Annotated in this window: 16 protein-coding genes; 13 read left to right on the plus strand and 3 right to left on the minus strand. The window is 66.0% G+C overall.

Translation table 11 applies throughout. The features are described 5' to 3' along the window. Nucleotides 1-8: 8 nt before the first annotated feature. The gene (gene kdsA, locus C8J47_RS18215; RefSeq protein ID WP_121886883.1) at nucleotides 9-848 is read right to left on the minus strand and encodes a 3-deoxy-8-phosphooctulonate synthase; all 840 of its coding nucleotides are present in this window, start codon (nucleotides 846-848) and stop codon (nucleotides 9-11) included. A gap of 214 nt (nucleotides 849-1,062) precedes the next feature. Here kdsA and C8J47_RS18220 point away from each other — a divergent pair, with 214 nt between their 5' ends. The 5 genes from C8J47_RS18220 (at nucleotide 1,063) to C8J47_RS18240 (ending at nucleotide 6,309) form a co-directional block, all read left to right on the plus strand. After that, nucleotides 1,063-2,049, plus strand: a complete 987-nt coding sequence (locus C8J47_RS18220; protein WP_060527715.1) for an SIS domain-containing protein — start codon at nucleotides 1,063-1,065, stop codon at nucleotides 2,047-2,049. 38 nt (nucleotides 2,050-2,087) lie between these two features. After that, on the plus strand, nucleotides 2,088-2,885 hold the full coding sequence (locus C8J47_RS18225) for a 3-deoxy-manno-octulosonate cytidylyltransferase (RefSeq protein WP_121886896.1): 798 nt from the start codon (nucleotides 2,088-2,090) through the stop codon (nucleotides 2,883-2,885). Beyond that, a complete protein-coding gene (locus C8J47_RS18230; protein ID WP_121886884.1) occupies nucleotides 2,882-3,508 on the plus strand; it encodes a histidine phosphatase family protein in 627 nt (208 codons plus the stop codon). The genes C8J47_RS18225 and C8J47_RS18230 overlap by 4 nt, the downstream gene beginning before the upstream one ends. A 69-nt stretch (nucleotides 3,509-3,577) precedes the next feature. Then, on the plus strand, nucleotides 3,578-4,621 hold the full coding sequence (locus C8J47_RS18235) for a phytanoyl-CoA dioxygenase family protein (RefSeq protein ID WP_121886897.1): 1,044 nt from the start codon (nucleotides 3,578-3,580) through the stop codon (nucleotides 4,619-4,621). Next, a complete protein-coding gene (locus C8J47_RS18240) occupies nucleotides 4,618-6,309 on the plus strand; it encodes a beta-3-deoxy-D-manno-oct-2-ulosonic acid transferase (RefSeq protein WP_183129174.1) in 1,692 nt (563 codons plus the stop codon). The genes C8J47_RS18235 and C8J47_RS18240 overlap by 4 nt, the downstream gene beginning before the upstream one ends. A gap of 101 nt (nucleotides 6,310-6,410) precedes the next feature. Here C8J47_RS18240 and C8J47_RS18245 read toward each other — a convergent pair whose 3' ends face one another. Beyond that, on the minus strand, nucleotides 6,411-7,085 hold the full coding sequence (locus tag C8J47_RS18245; RefSeq protein WP_259467646.1) for a sterol desaturase family protein: 675 nt from the start codon (nucleotides 7,083-7,085) through the stop codon (nucleotides 6,411-6,413). Between the two features lie 175 nt (nucleotides 7,086-7,260). Here C8J47_RS18245 and C8J47_RS18250 point away from each other — a divergent pair, with 175 nt between their 5' ends. Continuing rightward, nucleotides 7,261-8,019, plus strand: coding sequence for an SDR family oxidoreductase (locus tag C8J47_RS18250; RefSeq protein WP_121886886.1), 759 nt, complete (start codon nucleotides 7,261-7,263; stop codon nucleotides 8,017-8,019). Here the strand turns inward: C8J47_RS18250 and C8J47_RS18255 are convergent. Then, a complete protein-coding gene (locus C8J47_RS18255; protein WP_310886145.1) occupies nucleotides 8,006-9,523 on the minus strand; it encodes an LTA synthase family protein in 1,518 nt (505 codons plus the stop codon). The two genes, C8J47_RS18250 and C8J47_RS18255, sit on opposite strands and share 14 nt — an antisense overlap. Nucleotides 9,524-9,766: 243 nt before the next feature. Here C8J47_RS18255 and C8J47_RS18260 point away from each other — a divergent pair, with 243 nt between their 5' ends. The 7 genes from C8J47_RS18260 to C8J47_RS18290 all read left to right on the plus strand — a co-directional run. Beyond that, on the plus strand, nucleotides 9,767-11,107 hold the full coding sequence (locus tag C8J47_RS18260; RefSeq protein ID WP_121886888.1) for a capsule biosynthesis protein: 1,341 nt from the start codon (nucleotides 9,767-9,769) through the stop codon (nucleotides 11,105-11,107). A 318-nt stretch (nucleotides 11,108-11,425) separates the two neighbouring features. Next, entirely contained in the window at nucleotides 11,426-12,517 is a 1,092-nt protein-coding gene (locus C8J47_RS18265; RefSeq protein ID WP_121886889.1) for a replication initiator protein A, read from the plus strand. Between the two features lie 561 nt (nucleotides 12,518-13,078). After that, nucleotides 13,079-13,753 (plus strand): helix-turn-helix domain-containing protein, encoded by a 675-nt coding sequence (locus C8J47_RS18270; protein WP_259467647.1) that lies wholly within the window; start codon nucleotides 13,079-13,081, stop codon nucleotides 13,751-13,753. 276 nt (nucleotides 13,754-14,029) lie between these two features. Next, nucleotides 14,030-15,526, plus strand: a complete 1,497-nt coding sequence (locus tag C8J47_RS18275; RefSeq protein WP_121886891.1) for a S9 family peptidase — start codon at nucleotides 14,030-14,032, stop codon at nucleotides 15,524-15,526. A gap of 130 nt (nucleotides 15,527-15,656) precedes the next feature. Next, complete coding sequence (gene parA / locus C8J47_RS18280; protein WP_056056097.1) at nucleotides 15,657-16,325, plus strand: ParA family partition ATPase; 669 nt, start codon at nucleotides 15,657-15,659, stop codon at nucleotides 16,323-16,325. Continuing rightward, nucleotides 16,322-16,588 carry a ribbon-helix-helix domain-containing protein gene (locus C8J47_RS18285; protein WP_056056096.1) on the plus strand — a complete coding sequence of 89 codons (267 nt, stop codon included), beginning with the start codon at nucleotides 16,322-16,324 and terminating at the stop codon, nucleotides 16,586-16,588. Before parA ends, C8J47_RS18285 begins: the two co-directional genes overlap by 4 nt. A gap of 340 nt (nucleotides 16,589-16,928) precedes the next feature. Next, nucleotides 16,929-17,431 (plus strand): opacity protein (locus tag C8J47_RS18290; RefSeq protein ID WP_121886899.1); only part of this gene is annotated, 503 nt, incomplete at its 3' end.

The following is a 17,431-nucleotide window of genomic DNA, read 5'->3' on the forward strand; positions in this document are numbered from 1 at the left end:
CGATAAGGTCAGAGCATCGGCGTCGCCTTGACCACCGCGTCGATCGCCATCAGCTGACGCAGCAACGGCTCCATGTCACCCAGCGGCCAGGCATTCGGGCCATCCGACAGCGCCTGGTCGGGATCGGGATGCGTTTCGATGAACAGGCCCGCGACGCCGGCACCGACCGCGGCGCGCGCCAGCAACGGCACGAACTCGCGCTGGCCGCCCGATCGATCGCCCTGCCCGCCCGGCAACTGCACCGAATGGGTCGCGTCGAACACCACCGGGCATCCGGTGTCGCGCATGATCGCCAGGCTGCGCATGTCCGATACCAGGTTGTTGTAGCCGAACGTCGCGCCGCGTTCGCACACCGTGAAGCTGTCGGGATCGCAGCCCGCCTCGGTCGCGGCGCGGCGCGCCTTGTCGATGACGTTCGTCATGTCGCCCGGCGCCATGAACTGCGCCTTCTTGATGTTGACCGGCTTGCCGCAGGCCGCGACCGCCGCAATGAAATCGGTCTGGCGCGCGAGGAACGCGGGCGTCTGGAGCATGTCCACCACTTCCGCGACAGCCGCGACCTGCTCGACCGTATGGACGTCGGTGAGAATCGGTACGCCGATTTCGGAGCGCACCTTGGCGAGGATCCGCAGGCCTTCGTCCATTCCGGGCCCGCGGAACGACAGTCCGGAACTGCGGTTGGCCTTGTCGAACGAACTCTTGTAGATCAGCAGGATGCCTAGCCGGTCCGCGATACGTTTCAGCGTCTCGGCGGTCGACAGCGCAAGCGCTTCGTTTTCGATCGCGCATGGACCCGCGATCAGGAACAAAGGTTCCGTCGACCCCACCGCCTTGCCGCACAATTGCATCTATCTTAACCCTTCGTCATTCGATGACCGCCGCAATTATCGGTATCAAACCGACATCGTTACGGCTGACCGCGAGAACTGTAAAAACTGGATCACCCGTCACACTTGCAGTATGGGCCGCGCGACGGCTCCCGGCCGTCGTGTATCTTTTAAGGGATGGATTCGCCATATGCGATATGACGAGCCCCTCCGGCGAGGTGACGAGTTGCAGTCCATGGAAATGCGTAAAGTCGGCGACGCCGCGCTGGTATCGGCGTTGAAGACGGTTCGGATCGAACAGGAAGCGCTCAACATTCTCGCGATCGCGCTGGAGAATTCGGCACTCCGCGATGCGTTCAAGCTGTCGGTCGCAGCGATCGCGGCGACCTCCGGCCGGCTGATCGTCAGCGGGATGGGCAAGAGCGGGATCATCGGCCGCAAGATCGCCGCGACGATGACCTCGACGGGCACGCCGTCGCTGTTCATTCATCCGGGCGAAGCCAGCCACGGCGATCTCGGCATGATCACCCCGAGCGATATCGTGCTCGCGATCACCTGGTCGGGCGAGACCGCTGAGCTCGGCGACATCATCGCCTATTGCCACCGGTTCAACATCACGCTGATCGTCGCGACCGCCAAGGCGAACAGCACCGCGGGCAAGGCCGCGCATATCTGTCTGGTCCTGCCGCATGTCCGCGAGGCGTGCCCGAACGAACTCGCGCCGACCTCGTCGACGACGCTGCAGGCGGTCTTGGGCGATGCGCTGGCGATCGCGCTGATCGAGCAGCGCGGTTTTTCGAAATCCGATTTCCTGTCGCTGCACCCGGGCGGTCAGCTCGGTGCCAAGCTTGTCACCGTCGAACAGTTGATGGGCCGGGGCGAAGAGGTGCCTGTGGTCCGGCTCGGTGCATCGCTGATGGACGCGACCTTCGAGATGAGCCGCAAGCGCTATGGCTCGACCGCGGTGGTCGATGCCGAGGGCAATCTGGTCGGCGCGTTTACCGATGGCGATCTGCGGCGCAGTTTCGCGACCCAGCATCTGCAGGATCCGATCGAGGCGCATATGACGCCGACCCCGCTCGCCGTGCCGCCAACGACGCTGTCGACCGAAGCGCTGCGGACGATGAATGCCAACGCGGTCATGGTCCTGTTCGTGTGCGACGGGACCAAGTTGATCGGCGTGCTGCACGTCCACGACCTGTTGCGGGCTGGCGTCGTCTGACTCCCGTTCGATCTGGCGTCCAGCCACCTACAGACCTGATCGTCGTTCCAGCGCGATACGGCTCGACGCGGTTGCCGGGCAAGCCGCTGCTCCGGATTGCCGGCCGAACGCTGCTGGAGCGCGTCGTCCAGGTCGCGCGCACCGCCGCGACGATCGCCGGCGGTTGCGACGTGGTCGTGGCGACCGACGACGACCGGATCGCCGAGCACGCCCGGTCGCTCGGCTGCGACGCGGTGATAACAGCCCGTGATATCCGGTCGGGCTCGGGACGCGCGTGCGCCGCGGCACTGCAGCGTGCCGCACGCCCGGATATTGTCGTCAACCTCCAGGGCGATGCGCCGTTCATTCCGGCCGACATGGTCGCCGCGCTGATCGCGGCCGCGCGGGCAAGCCCGGCCGCTTGCGTCACGCCGGTGGTGCAACTCGACTGGCCCGCGCTCGACGCGATGCGCGCACACAAGGCGCGGTCGCCGTTCAGCGGTACGACCTGCGCCCGCGACGCCAATGGCAAGGCGTTCTGGTTCTCGAAGACGATCATCCCCGCGATCCGCGACGAAGACCGTCTCCGTGCGGAAAGCCCGCTGTCGCCGGTGTTCCGTCATCTCGGACTCTATGCCTATCGGATCGACGCGCTGGAGCGTTTCGAGGCGATGTCCCCGACCCGCTACGAGCGCCTCGAAGGGCTCGAGCAGCTGCGTTTCCTCGAAATGGGGCTCGATATCCAGACGATCGCGGTCGCGCCGCCCACGCACGCCATGTCGGGGATCGACACGCCGGAGGACGTCGCGCTTGCCGAGGAGCTGATCCGTCGGTTCGGCGATCCTTACGCGTCGTGACCCGAACGTTCGTCATCGTCCGTCACGGTAATACCTTTGCCGACCACGAAGCCCCGCGACGGATCGGCGCGAGAACCGACCTGCCGCTCGTCGCCAGCGGGCATGAGCAGGCACGTCGGCTGGGAGGCTATTTCGCCGAACAGGGTTGGCGCTTCGACACTATCCTCTGTTCGCCGCTCCTGCGGACGCGCGAGACCGCGGAGGCGATCCGCGGCGCGTTCGACGATGCGCCGACCGTCACGCCTGCGCCACTCCTTGCCGAGATCGATCACGGGCCGGACGAAGATCGGATCGAGAGCGAGGTGATCGCGCGGATCGGTAGCGACGCGCTGGCCGCATGGGAAACGCACGGCATCGCGCCCCCCGGGTGGGGCGTCGATGCCGCGCCGCGGCTGGCGGGGTGGCGTGCCCTGTTTGCGGAACAGGCGTTTGCGGAACAGGCGGGAAGCACGACCTTGCTCGTCACGAGCAACGGCGCCGCGCGGTTCGCGTTGCTCGCCGACGCCGCACTGATCACGCAGGCGGACGTGCGTGACAGCTTGAAATTGCGGACCGGCGCGTTCGGGATCATCCGGAACAGCGATGCCGGTTTGCAACTCCTCGACTGGGATCGGCGACCGTAAACCGCCCATGATCGATCCTGCTCGACCAGCATGCTTGCGTCCGTCGATATCCTCGAAGAGAGGGTGGCGATGAAACCGGCCCGTTACCTCTTATTGCCCTGGTGGATCGCGCAATTGCCGACCGGCGCCAAGGCCTTCAGCGACAATCCGATCATCGGCTCTCCGCTGCTCAACCGCTGGGGCCTGCACGTCGCGCGCGTTCGTCTGGCGGGGATGCTGGCCGGGGTCCGCCGCAAGCGGCTCGCGCATCTCGTCTCGGCCGAGGATCGCGCGGCGTTCGACCGCGACGGCTTCGTTCTCACGCGGGACTTTCTGCCGGCCGACCTGTTCGCCGATCTCAAGCGACAGGTGCTGGCGCACGTCGCCCCCGCGCGCGAGATGGTGCAGGGCGACACGATCACCCGCCGCATCGCGCTCGATCCCGCCGCGCTGGCGGCGATGCCAGCGGTCGCGGCCTTGGTCGGCAGTGCCCGATGGCGCGGGCTGATGCGCTATGTCGGCAGCTTCGACAGCGAGCCGATCGGCTATATCCAGACCATCCTCAGCCATGTGAGCGATGCCGCGCCCGACCCGCAGACCGCGCTGCACGCCGACACCTTCCACGCGACGGTCAAGGCGTGGCTGTTCCTGACCGATGTCGCCGAGGATGAAGGCCCGTTGGTCTACGTTCCCGGGTCGCACCGGATGACGCCGCAGCGACTGGCGTGGGAACGCGATCGCAGCGTCCGCGCGCGCACAAGTCTCGATCGGCTGTCGGCGCGCGGGTCGTTGCGGATTACGCCGGAAGAACTGCCGGCGCTCGATCTGCCCGAACCGCAGGCATTCGCCGTGCCCGCCAATACCCTGGTCGTCGCGGATACGTCGGGGTTCCACGCGCGCGGTGCCTCGGTCAGACCATCGGTGCGGATCGAGATCTGGACCTATGGCCGGCGCAATCCCTTCCTGCCCTGGACCGGGCTCGATCCGTTCAGCCTGCCCGGGATCGCCGAGCGTCGTGCGCCTCTGGCCTGGTCGATCCGCGACCGGTTGCGCGGGTTGCTGGGCCAGCCCTGGAGCGACGCCGGGCTCAAGACCGCGGCTGCGCCTGCGCATCCGGACGGGACGGTACCGTGAGGGACGCGAAGACCGTCCCTCTGCTCCGCGCGCCGCCTTTTCCCGGCGCGGCCGTGACGTATTCGGGCCCGATACCCGCCACCGACGGTGCGATCGCGCCGGCGGTCGAACAGGCCGACATCGCGCGGATCTTCGCGGCCATCCGGGAGGCCAGGGTCGGGGGCCCCTTCTGGGAAAGACCCGCCGCTGCGTCGGACGCCCGCACGATCGTCCGCGCACGGTCAGCGTCCGAGGTCGCCGACCTTCGCGCGGGCATGACCGATGCCGAGCAGGATGCGGTCGTCTGGCTGCTGCCGGCCGATCGCGCGCGCGACCCGGCCTTGCGCGTGCCGCATCCGCGTGGAGCGATGATCTTCGGGGAGGTCGATCCCTGGTCGCTGCTCGACGACGACGTGCAACTGGTCGCGCATGGCGACGACGAATGGGTGGCGTTGGCGGATATCGCCGGAAGCGCCGTACGGATATTGTCCGACGGGGCCTATGGCACGCCGGATACGCCCTTGGAGGAGCGCCGCCAGCGGATCGCCACCGCGCTGTTCGACACGCGCTATCGCGATCCGGCGACGGGGCTGGACACCGGCATCGATGCGACGATCGCGCATCTCGGCTTCTGGCGGCGGATAGGCGACGGCAATCGCGGGATCGTCGCCGCCTGTGGGATCGCTTGGTGGAAGCGCCGCGAGATCGCGCGCTTCCTCTGGTCGCCCGATCGCCGGGTGCGGTATTTTTCGTCCGAACGCCGCGCCATCGCGCATGCCAAGCGGCACGGTGGTACGGTCGCGGTGTGGCCGTCGCGGATCTCGCCGGCGATGGTCCGCGATGCCGCGGCCGCGGACGTCCCGCTGGTGCGGGTCGAGGATGGCTTCGTCCGATCGGTCGGGCTGGGCAGCGACATGGTGCCGCCCTCCTCGATCACCGTCGACTGGCGCGGGATCCATTATGATCCGAGCCGGGCCAGCGATCTCGAGACGTTGCTCGCGGAGACGCAGTTTCCCCCTGCATTGCTGGCGCGCGCGGCGCATCTCCGCGCGGCCATCCTGGCGGGCGGGATCAGCAAATATGGCGGCAACGCCCCGCACGTGTTTCCGGCCCGCCAACCCGGGCGTCGGCTCGTGCTGGTACCCGGGCAGGTCGAGGACGACATGTCGGTCAAGCTGGGTGGCGGAGGCCTCGCCAGCAATCTCGAACTGCTGCGCCGCGCGCGTGCGCTCGAGCCCGACGCCGAACTCTGGTTCCGGCCGCATCCCGATGTCGATGCCGGGCATCGCAAGGGCGCGGTGCCCGATGCGGACGCGTTGGCCGTTGCCGATCGGATCGTCCGCGGAGGCGGTATGGCCGCATTGCTCGAACGCGTCGACGCGGTCCATGTCCTGACCTCGCTGACCGGTTTCGAGGCGTTGCTGCGCGGGTGCGACGTGACCTGCCACGGCATGCCGTTCTACGCCGGCTGGGGGCTGACGCGCGATCTGATGTCGCTGTCCGATCGCAGGGGGCGGGTGCTGGCGCTCGACGAACTCGTCGCCGGCGTGCTGATCCTCTATCCGCGGTATCTGGATCCGGTGAGCGGCCTGCCCTGCGAACCCGAGACGCTGTTCGCGCGGATGGTGGCGGGCGATGCCGTCAACCGGCTTGGCTGGGTCACGCGCCTCCGGCAGATCCAGGGTCGCCTCATGAAGGGGCGTCGCTGAAGCGGGGCTGAAGCGGGGCTGAGGCGGGCCCGAGACGGGGGGCGCGTCGAACCGATCGCCGCTGCACCATGTCTCGGTCAGGCCCGCAATCGGACCCTCGATCAGGAGTGTACGGGAGTCTCCGGCGCGGTCGCTGCGGCCTTGGCGGAGATATGCGAGCCGAACAGGCGATCCCAGAAGATCGTCGTGATCGCGTAATTGCCGTCGCGGCGACCGAAATGATGGCGCAGGTGATGTCGGCGCAACGCGCGCATCAGCGGACCGCGCGCCGGTAGCTGATGGCAGGCGTAATGGATGCTGTCATAGGCGACGTAGCCGATCGCGAACCCCAGGAAGATCACCGTGCCCGCAGGCCCGAACGCCGATGCCAGGCCAACCCAGATCGCACCCGACCAGGTCACGCTGACGATCGGGGGCATCAGGCTGCGATAGGGATCGTTCGGATCGGAATGATGATTGCCGTGCATCACATAGCCGAGCCAGCGGCCCAGTTCCGACTGCAATTCCAGGTGGAACAGAAAGCGGTGCATGCAATATTCGAACAGCGACCAGATCAGCAGACCCGTCATCACCAGTCCGACCCAGGTCAGCGGCGCCACGGTTCCCCAGCCCGCCCATGTGACCAGCACGAGGATCATGGACCAGGTCGCGACGAACGCGCGGGGCGATATCACGGTCAGGCGTTCGAGCAGATCGCTGCGAAACAACCGAAGGCGTTGCGGATACTCGGCGCCCCCGCCGTGGTTCGGCCTTGGCTCTTGTCTACGCATACTCATACCGCCGCTATGGACAGAGGCGGGGTGCCCCTGTCAAGTGACACTAGGAGCAATAGATTATCCTGGGCTTACCGAGAAACGGCATCTGTCGACGGGCTGGTTCAGGTTTGCGCCAAGTTATGGTGTAGACGACACACCCGACAGCCCCTTCAAATAAGCGCCATTCAGGATAGACGTGCGACAGCGAATTCTCATAACCGGTGCCTCGCGAGGGTTGGGTGCCGCGATCGCGCGGCACTATGCCGGTCCGGATGTCCTGCTCGTGTTGTGGGGACGCGACCACGAACGGCTCGAGCAGGTCGCGGATCAGTGCCGTGACGCCGGTGCGATGGTGACGCTCCGATTGCTCGATCTCGTCGATCCCGCAGCGGCGCTCGCCGCGATCGACGCGGAGGAGTCTGCGGGGGCCATCGACATCGCCGTGCTCGCGGCCGGGCTCGGCGATATCCAGGGTCGCCACGAACGGAGCGAAGATCCGGCCCGGATGGTCAGGCTGGGCCTGGTCAACTTCGTCACACCGAGCGCGATGGCCGCGGCGCTGGCCGACAGGATGACGGCGCGTGGCCACGGCCATATCATCCTGATCGGATCGGCCGCGGCGTTTCATGCGCTCCCGTTCGCCGCGGCCTATGCCGGGTCGAAGGCAGGCCTTGCCCGCTTCGCGCAGGCACTGCGGATCGGCATGGCCCCTTATGGCGTCCGGGTCATGCTCGTATCGCCCGGCCCGATCGACCGGCCCGAAGGGCGCCAGGTCGCGGCGCCGCAGCGTCTCCTGATGCAACCCGCCGACGTCGCCGCGCGGATCGTGGCGGCGAGCGCACGCGGCGACGCGCATCTCGTCCTGCCCTGGCCGTTCGCCGCGTTGCGGCTGGTCGATCGCCTGCTGCCCGCGGGCTTGCGCGATCGGTTGCTGCGCAGTCTCAGGCCGAAGTGACGGAGGCGCCGCGGACGGCGCGCAGGATGGCATGATGGAGCTGGTCGGGGGTGAGGTCGATGCGGCCATCGGCGCCGGCGACTGGCGCGGGGACCGGCTTTCCGTCGACGAACCGCAGCATCACATAGGGCGTGTGGCGGACCGGGTCAGGCTCCGCCACGCCGGGAATGCTCGGTCGATGATCGCCGAAGAAGACCAGCAGCGCTGAGCGGCGGGTGTCGGCGAGGCCGTCGATCAGCTCGGTCAGCATCGTGTCGCTGTTGCGGACATGGTGGAGATAGGCGTCGAGCCCGCCCGGCGATCCGGTCAACCGGTCCTTCATCCACGGACCGTGGTTTTCCATCGTCACTGCATAGAGGAACGTCGGTTCCGCAGCGTCGTCGATCAGTGTGCGGAGCGACGCCCCAAGCGTCCGGTCGGCGACGTAGCGGCCGGTGCCGGGCACGACCGGCGGGAAATGCTCCTCCCCGATCAGGCGGTCGAAACCGATCGCCGGCATCATCTGGTCGCGCCCGTAGAAGCGCAGGTCGTGCGGATGGACGAACAGACAGCCATAACCTGACGCGCCAAGCTTCGCAGACAAGGCGTAGGAGCCTTCGCGCTGCGCGGTCAGGAAGGGGTCGTAGCGACGGAAGCCCAGCGCCGCCTCGCTACGCCCGAACAGCACGCCGAATTCGGTCCGCATCGTATAGGCGCCGAACCCGCTGACGCCGAGGTTGCCCCATTGCGACGCCAACACGCGCGCGCGTGCCAATCCGGGCAAGGCGTGTCGGGGATCGTTCGTCAGGTCGACCGGATCGGCAAAGGATTCGCACTGGATGACGATCACGAGATCCGGCCGGGCAAAGTCGGCTGCTGGATCGGTTGCGGGTAGCGATCCGTCGGAAAATTCGGTCGGGCACAACGGAGGATCGGGCGTTTCGCGCCAGCGTAGCCAATACAGCAGCAGCGTCGCGATCAGGCCGTGGCGGGCGAGATCGGCGTCGATGTCGGGTGTCCCCGCCAGACCGGCAAAGGCCTTGCCGCGGAGCAGCGCCGCCAAGGTCCCCCCGGCCAGCAGCAGCACCCCCGCCCCCACGAGATGCGGCGTCAGATGCGGCACGAACAGCCAGACCAGCGCGAGGAGCAGGCCGAGCGCACCGATCGCCAACCCCGATTTCTGCGGCGTCGACAGCGCGGTGAAATAGAAACCGGGATGCCGGACCAGTGCGGAGAGCAGCGCTAGGTCGGAGAACAGCAAAGGTTCGCCCAGCATCGCGTGCTTGGCGTTCGATGCGGTCACGAACACCGCCATCAGCGCGACGACGAGGCTGGCGGCAACCGGCGCGCTTCCCGAAAGCGCCAGGATCAGGCCGAACAGCGCGGTCATCGTCAGACACTGCAGGATCAGTCCCGGCGCACTGCGCAGCGCGCTGCCCCGATAGCGGTGCCGCGGTCGCACCGCCGCATCGAGCGCCAGCGAGACGCTCTGCATCAGCAGGAAGGATATAAAACCGATCGTCACAGTCTGCCGCGGTGTCGGACTCGAAGGAGGGTCATGAATCGACGCGCGAAGGCCAGCGACGACAGACTTGTAGCGGCAGGCGTATAGCGGGAGGCCGTGAGGCTGTCACCGCCGGTCATCTTGCCTCCGTGCGTCAACCTATCTAGCTGCCGGGTCAACGGCCCGGATGCCGACGGACACCCGCCATGATGCGCCGCATTATGTGTCTATCGCCTGCATCGGATATGTATGAAAGGCTGCCGCATGCTTTCTTCCTTTGCCGATGTGCCCGACATCACACCCAAAATAGCGGCGCCGAGTTCGACACTACCCCCGGCGCGACGCAACGTCCTGCTTCTGCAAGGGCTGATGGGGCCGCTCTTCGGCCGGGTCGGCAAGGCGCTGCGCCAGCAGGGCTACGGGGTCTACAAGGTCAATTTCAACGGTGGCGACCGGCTGTTCTGGCGGCTGCCCAACGGCATCGACTATCGCGGATCGCTCGCCGACTGGCCCGACGCGCTGGCGCGGCTGATCGACGAGCACCAGATCACCGATGTCATGCTGTTCGGCGACTGCCGGGCGATGCACCTCGGCGCGACCCAGGTGTGCCGCACCCTTCACATCCCCGTCCATGTGTTCGAGGAAGGTTATATCCGGCCGGACTGGGTGACGCTCGAACTGGGCGGCGTGAACGGCCATTCGAGTTTGCCGCGCGATCCGGCCTGGTACCGCGCCCAGGCCGCGACGCTTCCGCCGATCCCCGAGCATCGCCAGGTCGCATCGTCGTTTCGGCGACGCGCGCTCGAGGCGGTCGCGTACAACGTCGCCGACGTTTTCAGCCGCTGGTATTACCCGCATTGGGCCAATCACCGCCCCTGGCATCCGCTGGTCGAGGCGATGGGCTGGGTACGCCGGTTGCGCGGGCGCAAGCAGGCGGCGGTGCGGGCGGCCGCGCTGGTCGCGCAACTCGAGACCCGCGGCGATCCCTATGTGCTGTTTCCGTTGCAGCTCGATTCCGATGCCCAGATCCGGCTGCATTCGAGCTTCGCCGGGATCGCCGATGCGTTGCGGATGGTGATGCATTCCTTTGCGGAGAATGCCCCTGCCCCGCTGCGACTGGTCATCAAGGAGCACCCGCTCGATAACGGCGTCCGCGACTGGCGCGAGGAGACCGCGTCGCTCGCCGCACTCCACGGTGTTACCGACCGCGTCGACTATCTCGAAAGCGGCGACATGGTGCCGATCGCGTGCAAGGCGAAAGGCATGGTGACGATCAACAGCACCAGCGGGACACTCGCGCTCATGCAGGGCGTTCCGGTGATCGCGCTCGGCCATGCGGTCTACGACATGGACGGCATCACCTTCCAGGGATCGCTCGACGAGTTCTGGCGCGATCCCGGCAAGCCCGACGCGGAGACGTTTGCCGCGTTCCGCCGCGTGCTCATCGACCAGTGCCTGATCCCCGGCGGTTTCTTCTCAGAAGAGGCGCTCGCACGCGTGACCGAAGGCGTGATCGCCCGGCTGGAAGCGGCCAGCCCGAAGCATATCGCGACAGACGGCACGGGCGCGTTGTCCGCCGACTTGCAGGTCACGAAGATTTCCTGACTACTATCCTACATGACGACCTGTCGACGTGTAGGATGGCGGCGCGACAGAGATTGCTTGGTTTGGGCAAGAGCCAGAGTCCTCGGCGCAGCAGACAGAGGTCCGACATGTCGACAAGCAGACATGTCGATCGACGAGGCGGTGGATCGAGCGCGAGGCACCCTGGCTTGCAGCACTCTGCGACCGGTCGCAGGCCTGCGCCATACAGCCGTTGAATTCATACTCGAAAGCACGAGCTTTTCACCCAAAACCGCGATTTTCCTCTCCGTCTCCCTTGGCAGGCTCCCATAAGTTCGTGCTTTCGAGTAGAAATAGCCGATGACCCGACCCAGCCCCGCCAAGCGCGCCCCTGCCCCGCGCGCCAAACCCCGCAAGTCGAGCGCCGGCCAGACGGAAATTCCGCAGGGCGACCTGTTCCTGCTCGACAGCCCGTTATACGGCGAGATCCGCGGCGAACGGTCGCTGATGGCGTTCCCGTTCTTCGCGCTCAGCAAGAATGCGTGGATGAAGCCGCTCAGCTACAAGACCGACACCGTCACGATCGAGGTGCGGCCCAGTGCGAGTGGCGTCGCGACGATCTACGACAAGGAGATCGTGCTCTATATCGCCAGCCTGATGGCCGCCAAGCTCGAGGCCGGCGAGGACGTCGCACAGGATTTCGTCTTTACCGCGCACGATCTGTTCAGCGTCACCGGCAGCAACCACAGCGCGCGGTCCTATGGACGGCTGTCCGAAGCGCTCGAGCGGCTGCAGGGCACCCAGATCAAGACCAATATCGAGGCGGGTGGCGAAGGCGAGGAAGGGTTCTTCTCATGGCTATCCGAAGCCAAGCTTCATTATAACAAGACCCGCGCCGGCGAACGCCGCTTGAAGGCAGTCAAGGTGCGGCTGTGCGACTGGCTGTTCCGGGCGATCCTGCTCGACCGGCACGTGCTCGACTATGCCGCGGCGTATTTTCAACTCGGTCCGATCGAGCGGCGGATCTACGAAGTCGCGCGATCGGCCGGCGATGGCGATGGGTTCGAGATCGACCTTGCGACTTTCCGGTTGCAGATAGGCTATCAGAATCCGCTGGCGAACTTTCGCGCCGCGTTGCGGCAGATCGTCGTCGCCGACACGATCCCCGACTACCGGCTCGACCTCGTCGAGACGATCGGCGATCCCGACGGCACCGAGGTCGTCAAGCGGGGCCGCAAGACCAACCCCGTCAGGGTCGTGATCACCAGGCGGCTGACTGCGCTCGACGAGCATCCCAAACCCCGCCTGTCGCGGCAGCTCCTGTCGACCGCGGAACCGATGTCGAAAACGCCCCGTGAAGCAGGTCGTGAAACTGGCCGCGAGCTAGGCCGGGAAGCGAGCCGCGAATCACCGCGCGAATCAGGGATCACCGAGTCGGAAGACCTGTTTTAATTGATACTCGAAAGCACGAACTTTCCCGCGAATTGATACTCGAAAGCACGAATACGCCGACGAATTGATACTCGAAAGCACGAACTTTCGACAGGATAATCGATCAATTTTCGTAATTGATACTCGAAAGCACGAACCGCGGACGCTTTCGTTATTACAGATTAACTGCAAAAATCGGGACATGTCGGCGATGACGTCGGTGGAACGCAAATTGGAGCGGCTGTGACCCCATAAAGGAAAGCCCGGCACGAAGGCCGGGCATCCCAAGGTAGTGATGGAGCGACGTCGCCAAACGTCGATTCCGGGGTCGAAACTGACCGACCCTCTCCACATAGCCTGACACGGACTTCGGTTCAAGGATGCGCGTTTCGCGCCACGCTCTCTCTTTGTCTCGGTCCCAGCCCCATAAGGGGATGGAAGATGGCTGTTTTTACCTTGGGCCAGGCGACGGCGCAGGCGCTGGGCGCGGTTGCAGGACGTCGGTCGCCGCGCCGGCCGTCACCTATCCTGTCTCCAGGCTTGGGCGCGCGGTCGGGCGGTCCACATCGCACCGGTGCGCCGGTGCTGCGCGACAGCATCGAGGCCGGTACCTTCGAGGAGCTGTTCTTCACCGTTCCGGGCAAGGGCGAGACCGACAAATTGTTGCGGATCGCCAGGCGCACGCTCGACGCGGGGCGTCAGCTGCGCCGCGAGGCGCGCGCCGGCGACCGTATTCTGAGCGCGGCCGAGCGCCGGATCATCCTGCTCACCGCTGCCGCGGTCCGCGTCTACGAAGAGATTCTCACCTTGGCGCGGCTCAACAAGGGGCGCGTCTTTCCGAGCTACGACCACCTGTCCAAGGCGACGAGCCTGGGTCGTGCGACGATCGCGCGCGCCCTGCATATCCTCGAGGACATCGGCTTTCTCGTTCGGCAGCGGCGGTTCAAGCGTGTCGAGGCCGAGGGTCCTGGGCCGCGCTATCGGCAGACCTCCAACGTGTACCGCCCTACCCTGCCCCAGCGCGTCCTCGCCTATCTGCCGCGGTGGATGCGGCCGGCACCAACGCCCGACGACGTTGTCCAGCAGCAGGCGGATCGGATCGACGATATCGCGGCCATGCTGTCCGGGTTGTCGTGTCGTGATCTGGCGGCGGTGACGGTCGGGGGGCAATTGGGCAAGATGCTGGCCAAGCTCGGAGCCGGTGTCGATCGGATCGAACGCGAGTCTCAAATCCAGTCTCAATCCCTCCAAAGTTAATTAATAGAAAGAAAATTAGTGTCGGATAAGGTGACAGGAAGCCGTAAAAACCTAATCCAGGAGTGCCGGCGTTGCCGTCACATGCTCCCTAGCTGGAGCAAGCGGTGAGCGCCGTCTTTCAAAGGCATGGTGGTGATACGGTCAGCCGTCGATCCGACGTGTCGCAGGTCGATGATCATCTGCACTTGCACCGCTGTCGGCGGCTTGGCAGCATCACGTTCCAGGTTCCGGTCCGATAAATAGGCTTAGCCCGGACCATAGTGAGGTCCGGCGACAATGATGACGGCGATCCTGTTTGCGACATCCACGCTGGGTATGGCGGGACAAATCCCGGCCAGATCCGCACCCCAGACAACGACTGTAGCGGCATCGAACGCGATCGTCGGCGACTGGCAGGGCGCGATCGTGCCCGCGCCGGGCCGGTCGATCCCCCTCATACTGCATATCAGCGGCACGCCCGGCAGTTTGACCGCAACGCTCGACAGTCCTGCCCAAGGCGCGGTCGGCCTGCCCGTCGCATCGGTCAAGCAGGAGGGCAGAACGCTCCACCTCATGCTGACCACCCCATCGGCCAGCTATACGGCCATCCTTTCGGATGACGGCAGAACGCTGGAGGGGACATGGTCGCAGGGTGGCGGTTCGATTCCGCTCACGATGACCCGTGCGACGACCCGGACGGCTCCTGCCAAAACGTCGGGCACTGCGCGACCCCAAACGCCCCGGCCACCGTTCCCGTACCGCGTCGAGGAGGTCGCATATGACAACGCGATCGGCGGATCGCACCTCGCCGGTACGCTCACCCTGCCTGCAAACAAGGGCCCCTTCCCGGCGGTTTTGCTGATCACGGGGTCCGGGCTTCAGGATCGCGACGAGACGCTGTTCGGGCACAAGCCGTTCCTCGTCTGGGCCGATGCCTTGACCCGTCGCGGGATTGCCGTGCTCCGCGTCGACGATCGTCAGACCGGTGGTTCGACCGGCGATGTCCGGAGTGCCACGACAGCCGACTTTGCCGGCGACGTCGAGGCCGGCCTTGCCTTTCTGCGTTCGCGCCGGGATGTCGACGCGAGCCGCATTGGTCTGATCGGCCATAGCGACGGCGGGATCATCGCACCGATCGTCGCCGACCGGGACCCTGCCCTGGCATTCATCGTGTTGCTGTCGAGCCCGGGCGAACCGCTCGAACAGGTTCTTCTTTCCCAGAAGCGTTGGCTGGAAACGGCTGCCGGTGTACCGAAGGCGACCGTCGACCAGTCGGCAGCGACCATGCAGCGCCTTTACGATGCGGTAAAAGGCGCCCCCGATCAGCAGAGCGCGGATAGCCGTCTCGCCGCGGCGTGGCATTCGATCGCCCAACACGGCGGAAAGCGCGACGGGGAGCGCGGCGGACGGCGCGACGATGCTGCCGCCCCGGCTCCCGTCCCGATCGGGCTGCGTACCATCGCACAACCGTGGATGCGCTGGTTCCTTTCCTACGATCCGCGGCCCGCACTCGAAGAGGTCCGATGCCCCGTTCTCGCGCTGGGCGGTTCGAAGGACGTGCAAGTGTCGGCGTCGCGCAATCTCGCCGATATCAAGGCCGCGCTTCACGATAATCCGGATGCCACGACAATCGAGGTACCGGGCTTGAACCATCTGTTGCAGACCGCGCCGACGGGAAACGTTTCCGAATATGCCACGATCGAGGAGACGGTGTCCCCTATCGCCCTTAAGACGGTGGGCGACTGGATCGTCGACCGGACGAAGCGCGCCCGAGGTCGACCGAAACTGGGGTAACGCATCGCTCGCAGGGCAATCCAGCGCGGCCAGCGCGTGCCGACATGCGTTCCCGCTCGATCCGCCGACCTGATTATAGACTTGCCAAAATCGGTGATTTGTCGTCATGTAGACATGTAGGGGTTTTGACATGACGACAATCGCGATCATCAGCCAGAAGGGTGGCGCCGGCAAGACGACGCTGGCGCTCCACCTCGCCGCGGCCGCGCATGATGCGGGCCGCATCGCGCTGGTCATCGACACCGATCCGCAGGCCACCGCGAGCCAATGGGCGGCCTGGCGAAGCGAAGCGCCACCCGAGGTGATCGACAGCCCACCGCCGCGGCTCGCCGCCAAGGTCGCACAGGCGACCGAGCAGGGGGCCGAGTTCATCGTCATCGATACGCCACCGCACGCCGACAGCGCCGCGCGGGCCGCGGTCGAGATCGCGGACCTGGTGCTGATCCCGTGCCGACCCAGCGCGTTCGACCTGTCGGCAATCCAGACCACCGCCAAGCTGGTCCAGCTGCTCCGCAAACCCGCCTTCGTCGTGTTCACCGCGGGCTCGCCGAACGCACCGCGGGTCTATCAGGAGGCGGGCGAGCTCGTCGAAAGCTTCGGGACGCCGGCTTGCCCGATCCAGATCCCCGATCGCGCCGCCTTCCGTCATGCTAGCGCCGAAGGCCGCACCGTCATGGAGTTCGAGCCCAACGGCAAGGCGGCCGAGGACATTCGACATATCTACGAGTGGACATGTCGACAGACAGGCGTGTCGACATCGTCTGCAAAACCGGCCCGCAAGAGAAAGACCGCAGCATGAGCCGCAAACCCTCGTTCGCCAATCTGCGCGATCGCACGCCATCCGAACCGGTCGCGCCGGCACCCTTGGCAGCAGGGCAGGGGGCATCGACCGGACCCGCAAGCCGGCAGGGCCGCAAGCAGATCGCGGGGTTCTTCTCGCCCGAAATGTCGTTCGCGATGCATACGCTCGCGCGTCGACAGGGCAGGAGCCTCCAGGCGCTGATGGCCGAGGCGTTCAACGACGTCCTGCGCAAGCACGGCGAAAGCCCGATCGGCGACTAGACCACGCCCCGGTAGACGACGATCCGGTCGAGGCGCGCGCGCAAGGCATCGGCGATCGTTCGCGTGCCCGTTCCGAAAAGTCTTTGCAGACGTAAGACGAAGGTCTCTTTGCGGACGAAGACGTTTTGCCGGCCGCTGCGATCACCAGCGGGTTGCAACGAGGCAGACCGTTCATCGTCCCGTCAGGAACCGTTGCTGCAGTGCAACACCGCAGGAAAGTTCCTCGGCGGGTGTATTTTTATTGCAACAAAGCGGCTAGCCGCCTGTTTCGAGGCCCTGGATCAAGCCGACGCATCGTGCGGTCGGGGGCCACGTAATCAATGATAGAAGGTCTATTTCCATGCGTACGCTTTCCCTGGCCCTCATCCTTGCGGCCACCGCATTCGCAGCCCCTGCTTTCGCACAGGACATGGCGGCACCCGCGCCCGCGCCGACCGACAACAGCGCAGCCCCTGGCGAAGCAGCCGCGCCCGACGGCTCCAAGGCGTTCGGGATCGAGCCTTATGTCGGCATCATGGGCGGTTGGGAGCAGTTCGACAACGTCGGCAACCACGGCATCCCGCGCGCGCTGAACTCGGACGGCTCGGTCCGTAACAACTACCGCGCAGACGGCGCGCTGGTGCAGGGCGTCGTCGGCGTCAACGTGCCGCTCGGCCCGGTCTTCGTCGGCGTCGAAGGCAACGTCATCAAGGGCGTCGATGGCAACATCGATTGGGAATATGGCGCAGCAGGCCGCTTCGGCTTCCGTGCCGGCGACAGCGGCATCTTCTACGGCAAGGTCGGCTACCAGTGGGTCAATTTCGACCACTTCGCGCAGTTCTCGACCAATGGCGGCCGCACCAA

It is taken from the genome of Sphingomonas sp. PP-F2F-G114-C0414 (assembly GCF_003688595.1).
GTDB lineage: Bacteria > Pseudomonadota > Alphaproteobacteria > Sphingomonadales > Sphingomonadaceae > Sphingomonas.

Coding starts and splice junctions, on each gene's coding strand:
- C8J47_RS18220 (WP_060527715.1), top strand. CDS start 1,063: ATGGAAATGCGTAAAGTCGGCGACGCCGCGCTGGTATCGGCGTTGAAG.
- C8J47_RS18245 (WP_259467646.1), bottom strand. CDS start 7,085: ATGAGTATGCGTAGACAAGAGCCAAGGCCGAACCACGGCGGGGGCGCC.
- C8J47_RS18275 (WP_121886891.1), top strand. CDS start 14,030: ATGATGACGGCGATCCTGTTTGCGACATCCACGCTGGGTATGGCGGGA.
- parA (WP_056056097.1), top strand. CDS start 15,657: ATGACGACAATCGCGATCATCAGCCAGAAGGGTGGCGCCGGCAAGACG.
- C8J47_RS18265 (WP_121886889.1), top strand. CDS start 11,426: ATGACCCGACCCAGCCCCGCCAAGCGCGCCCCTGCCCCGCGCGCCAAA.
- C8J47_RS18260 (WP_121886888.1), top strand. CDS start 9,767: ATGCTTTCTTCCTTTGCCGATGTGCCCGACATCACACCCAAAATAGCG.
- kdsA (WP_121886883.1), bottom strand. CDS start 848: ATGCAATTGTGCGGCAAGGCGGTGGGGTCGACGGAACCTTTGTTCCTG.
- C8J47_RS18285 (WP_056056096.1), top strand. CDS start 16,322: ATGAGCCGCAAACCCTCGTTCGCCAATCTGCGCGATCGCACGCCATCC.
- C8J47_RS18235 (WP_121886897.1), top strand. CDS start 3,578: ATGAAACCGGCCCGTTACCTCTTATTGCCCTGGTGGATCGCGCAATTG.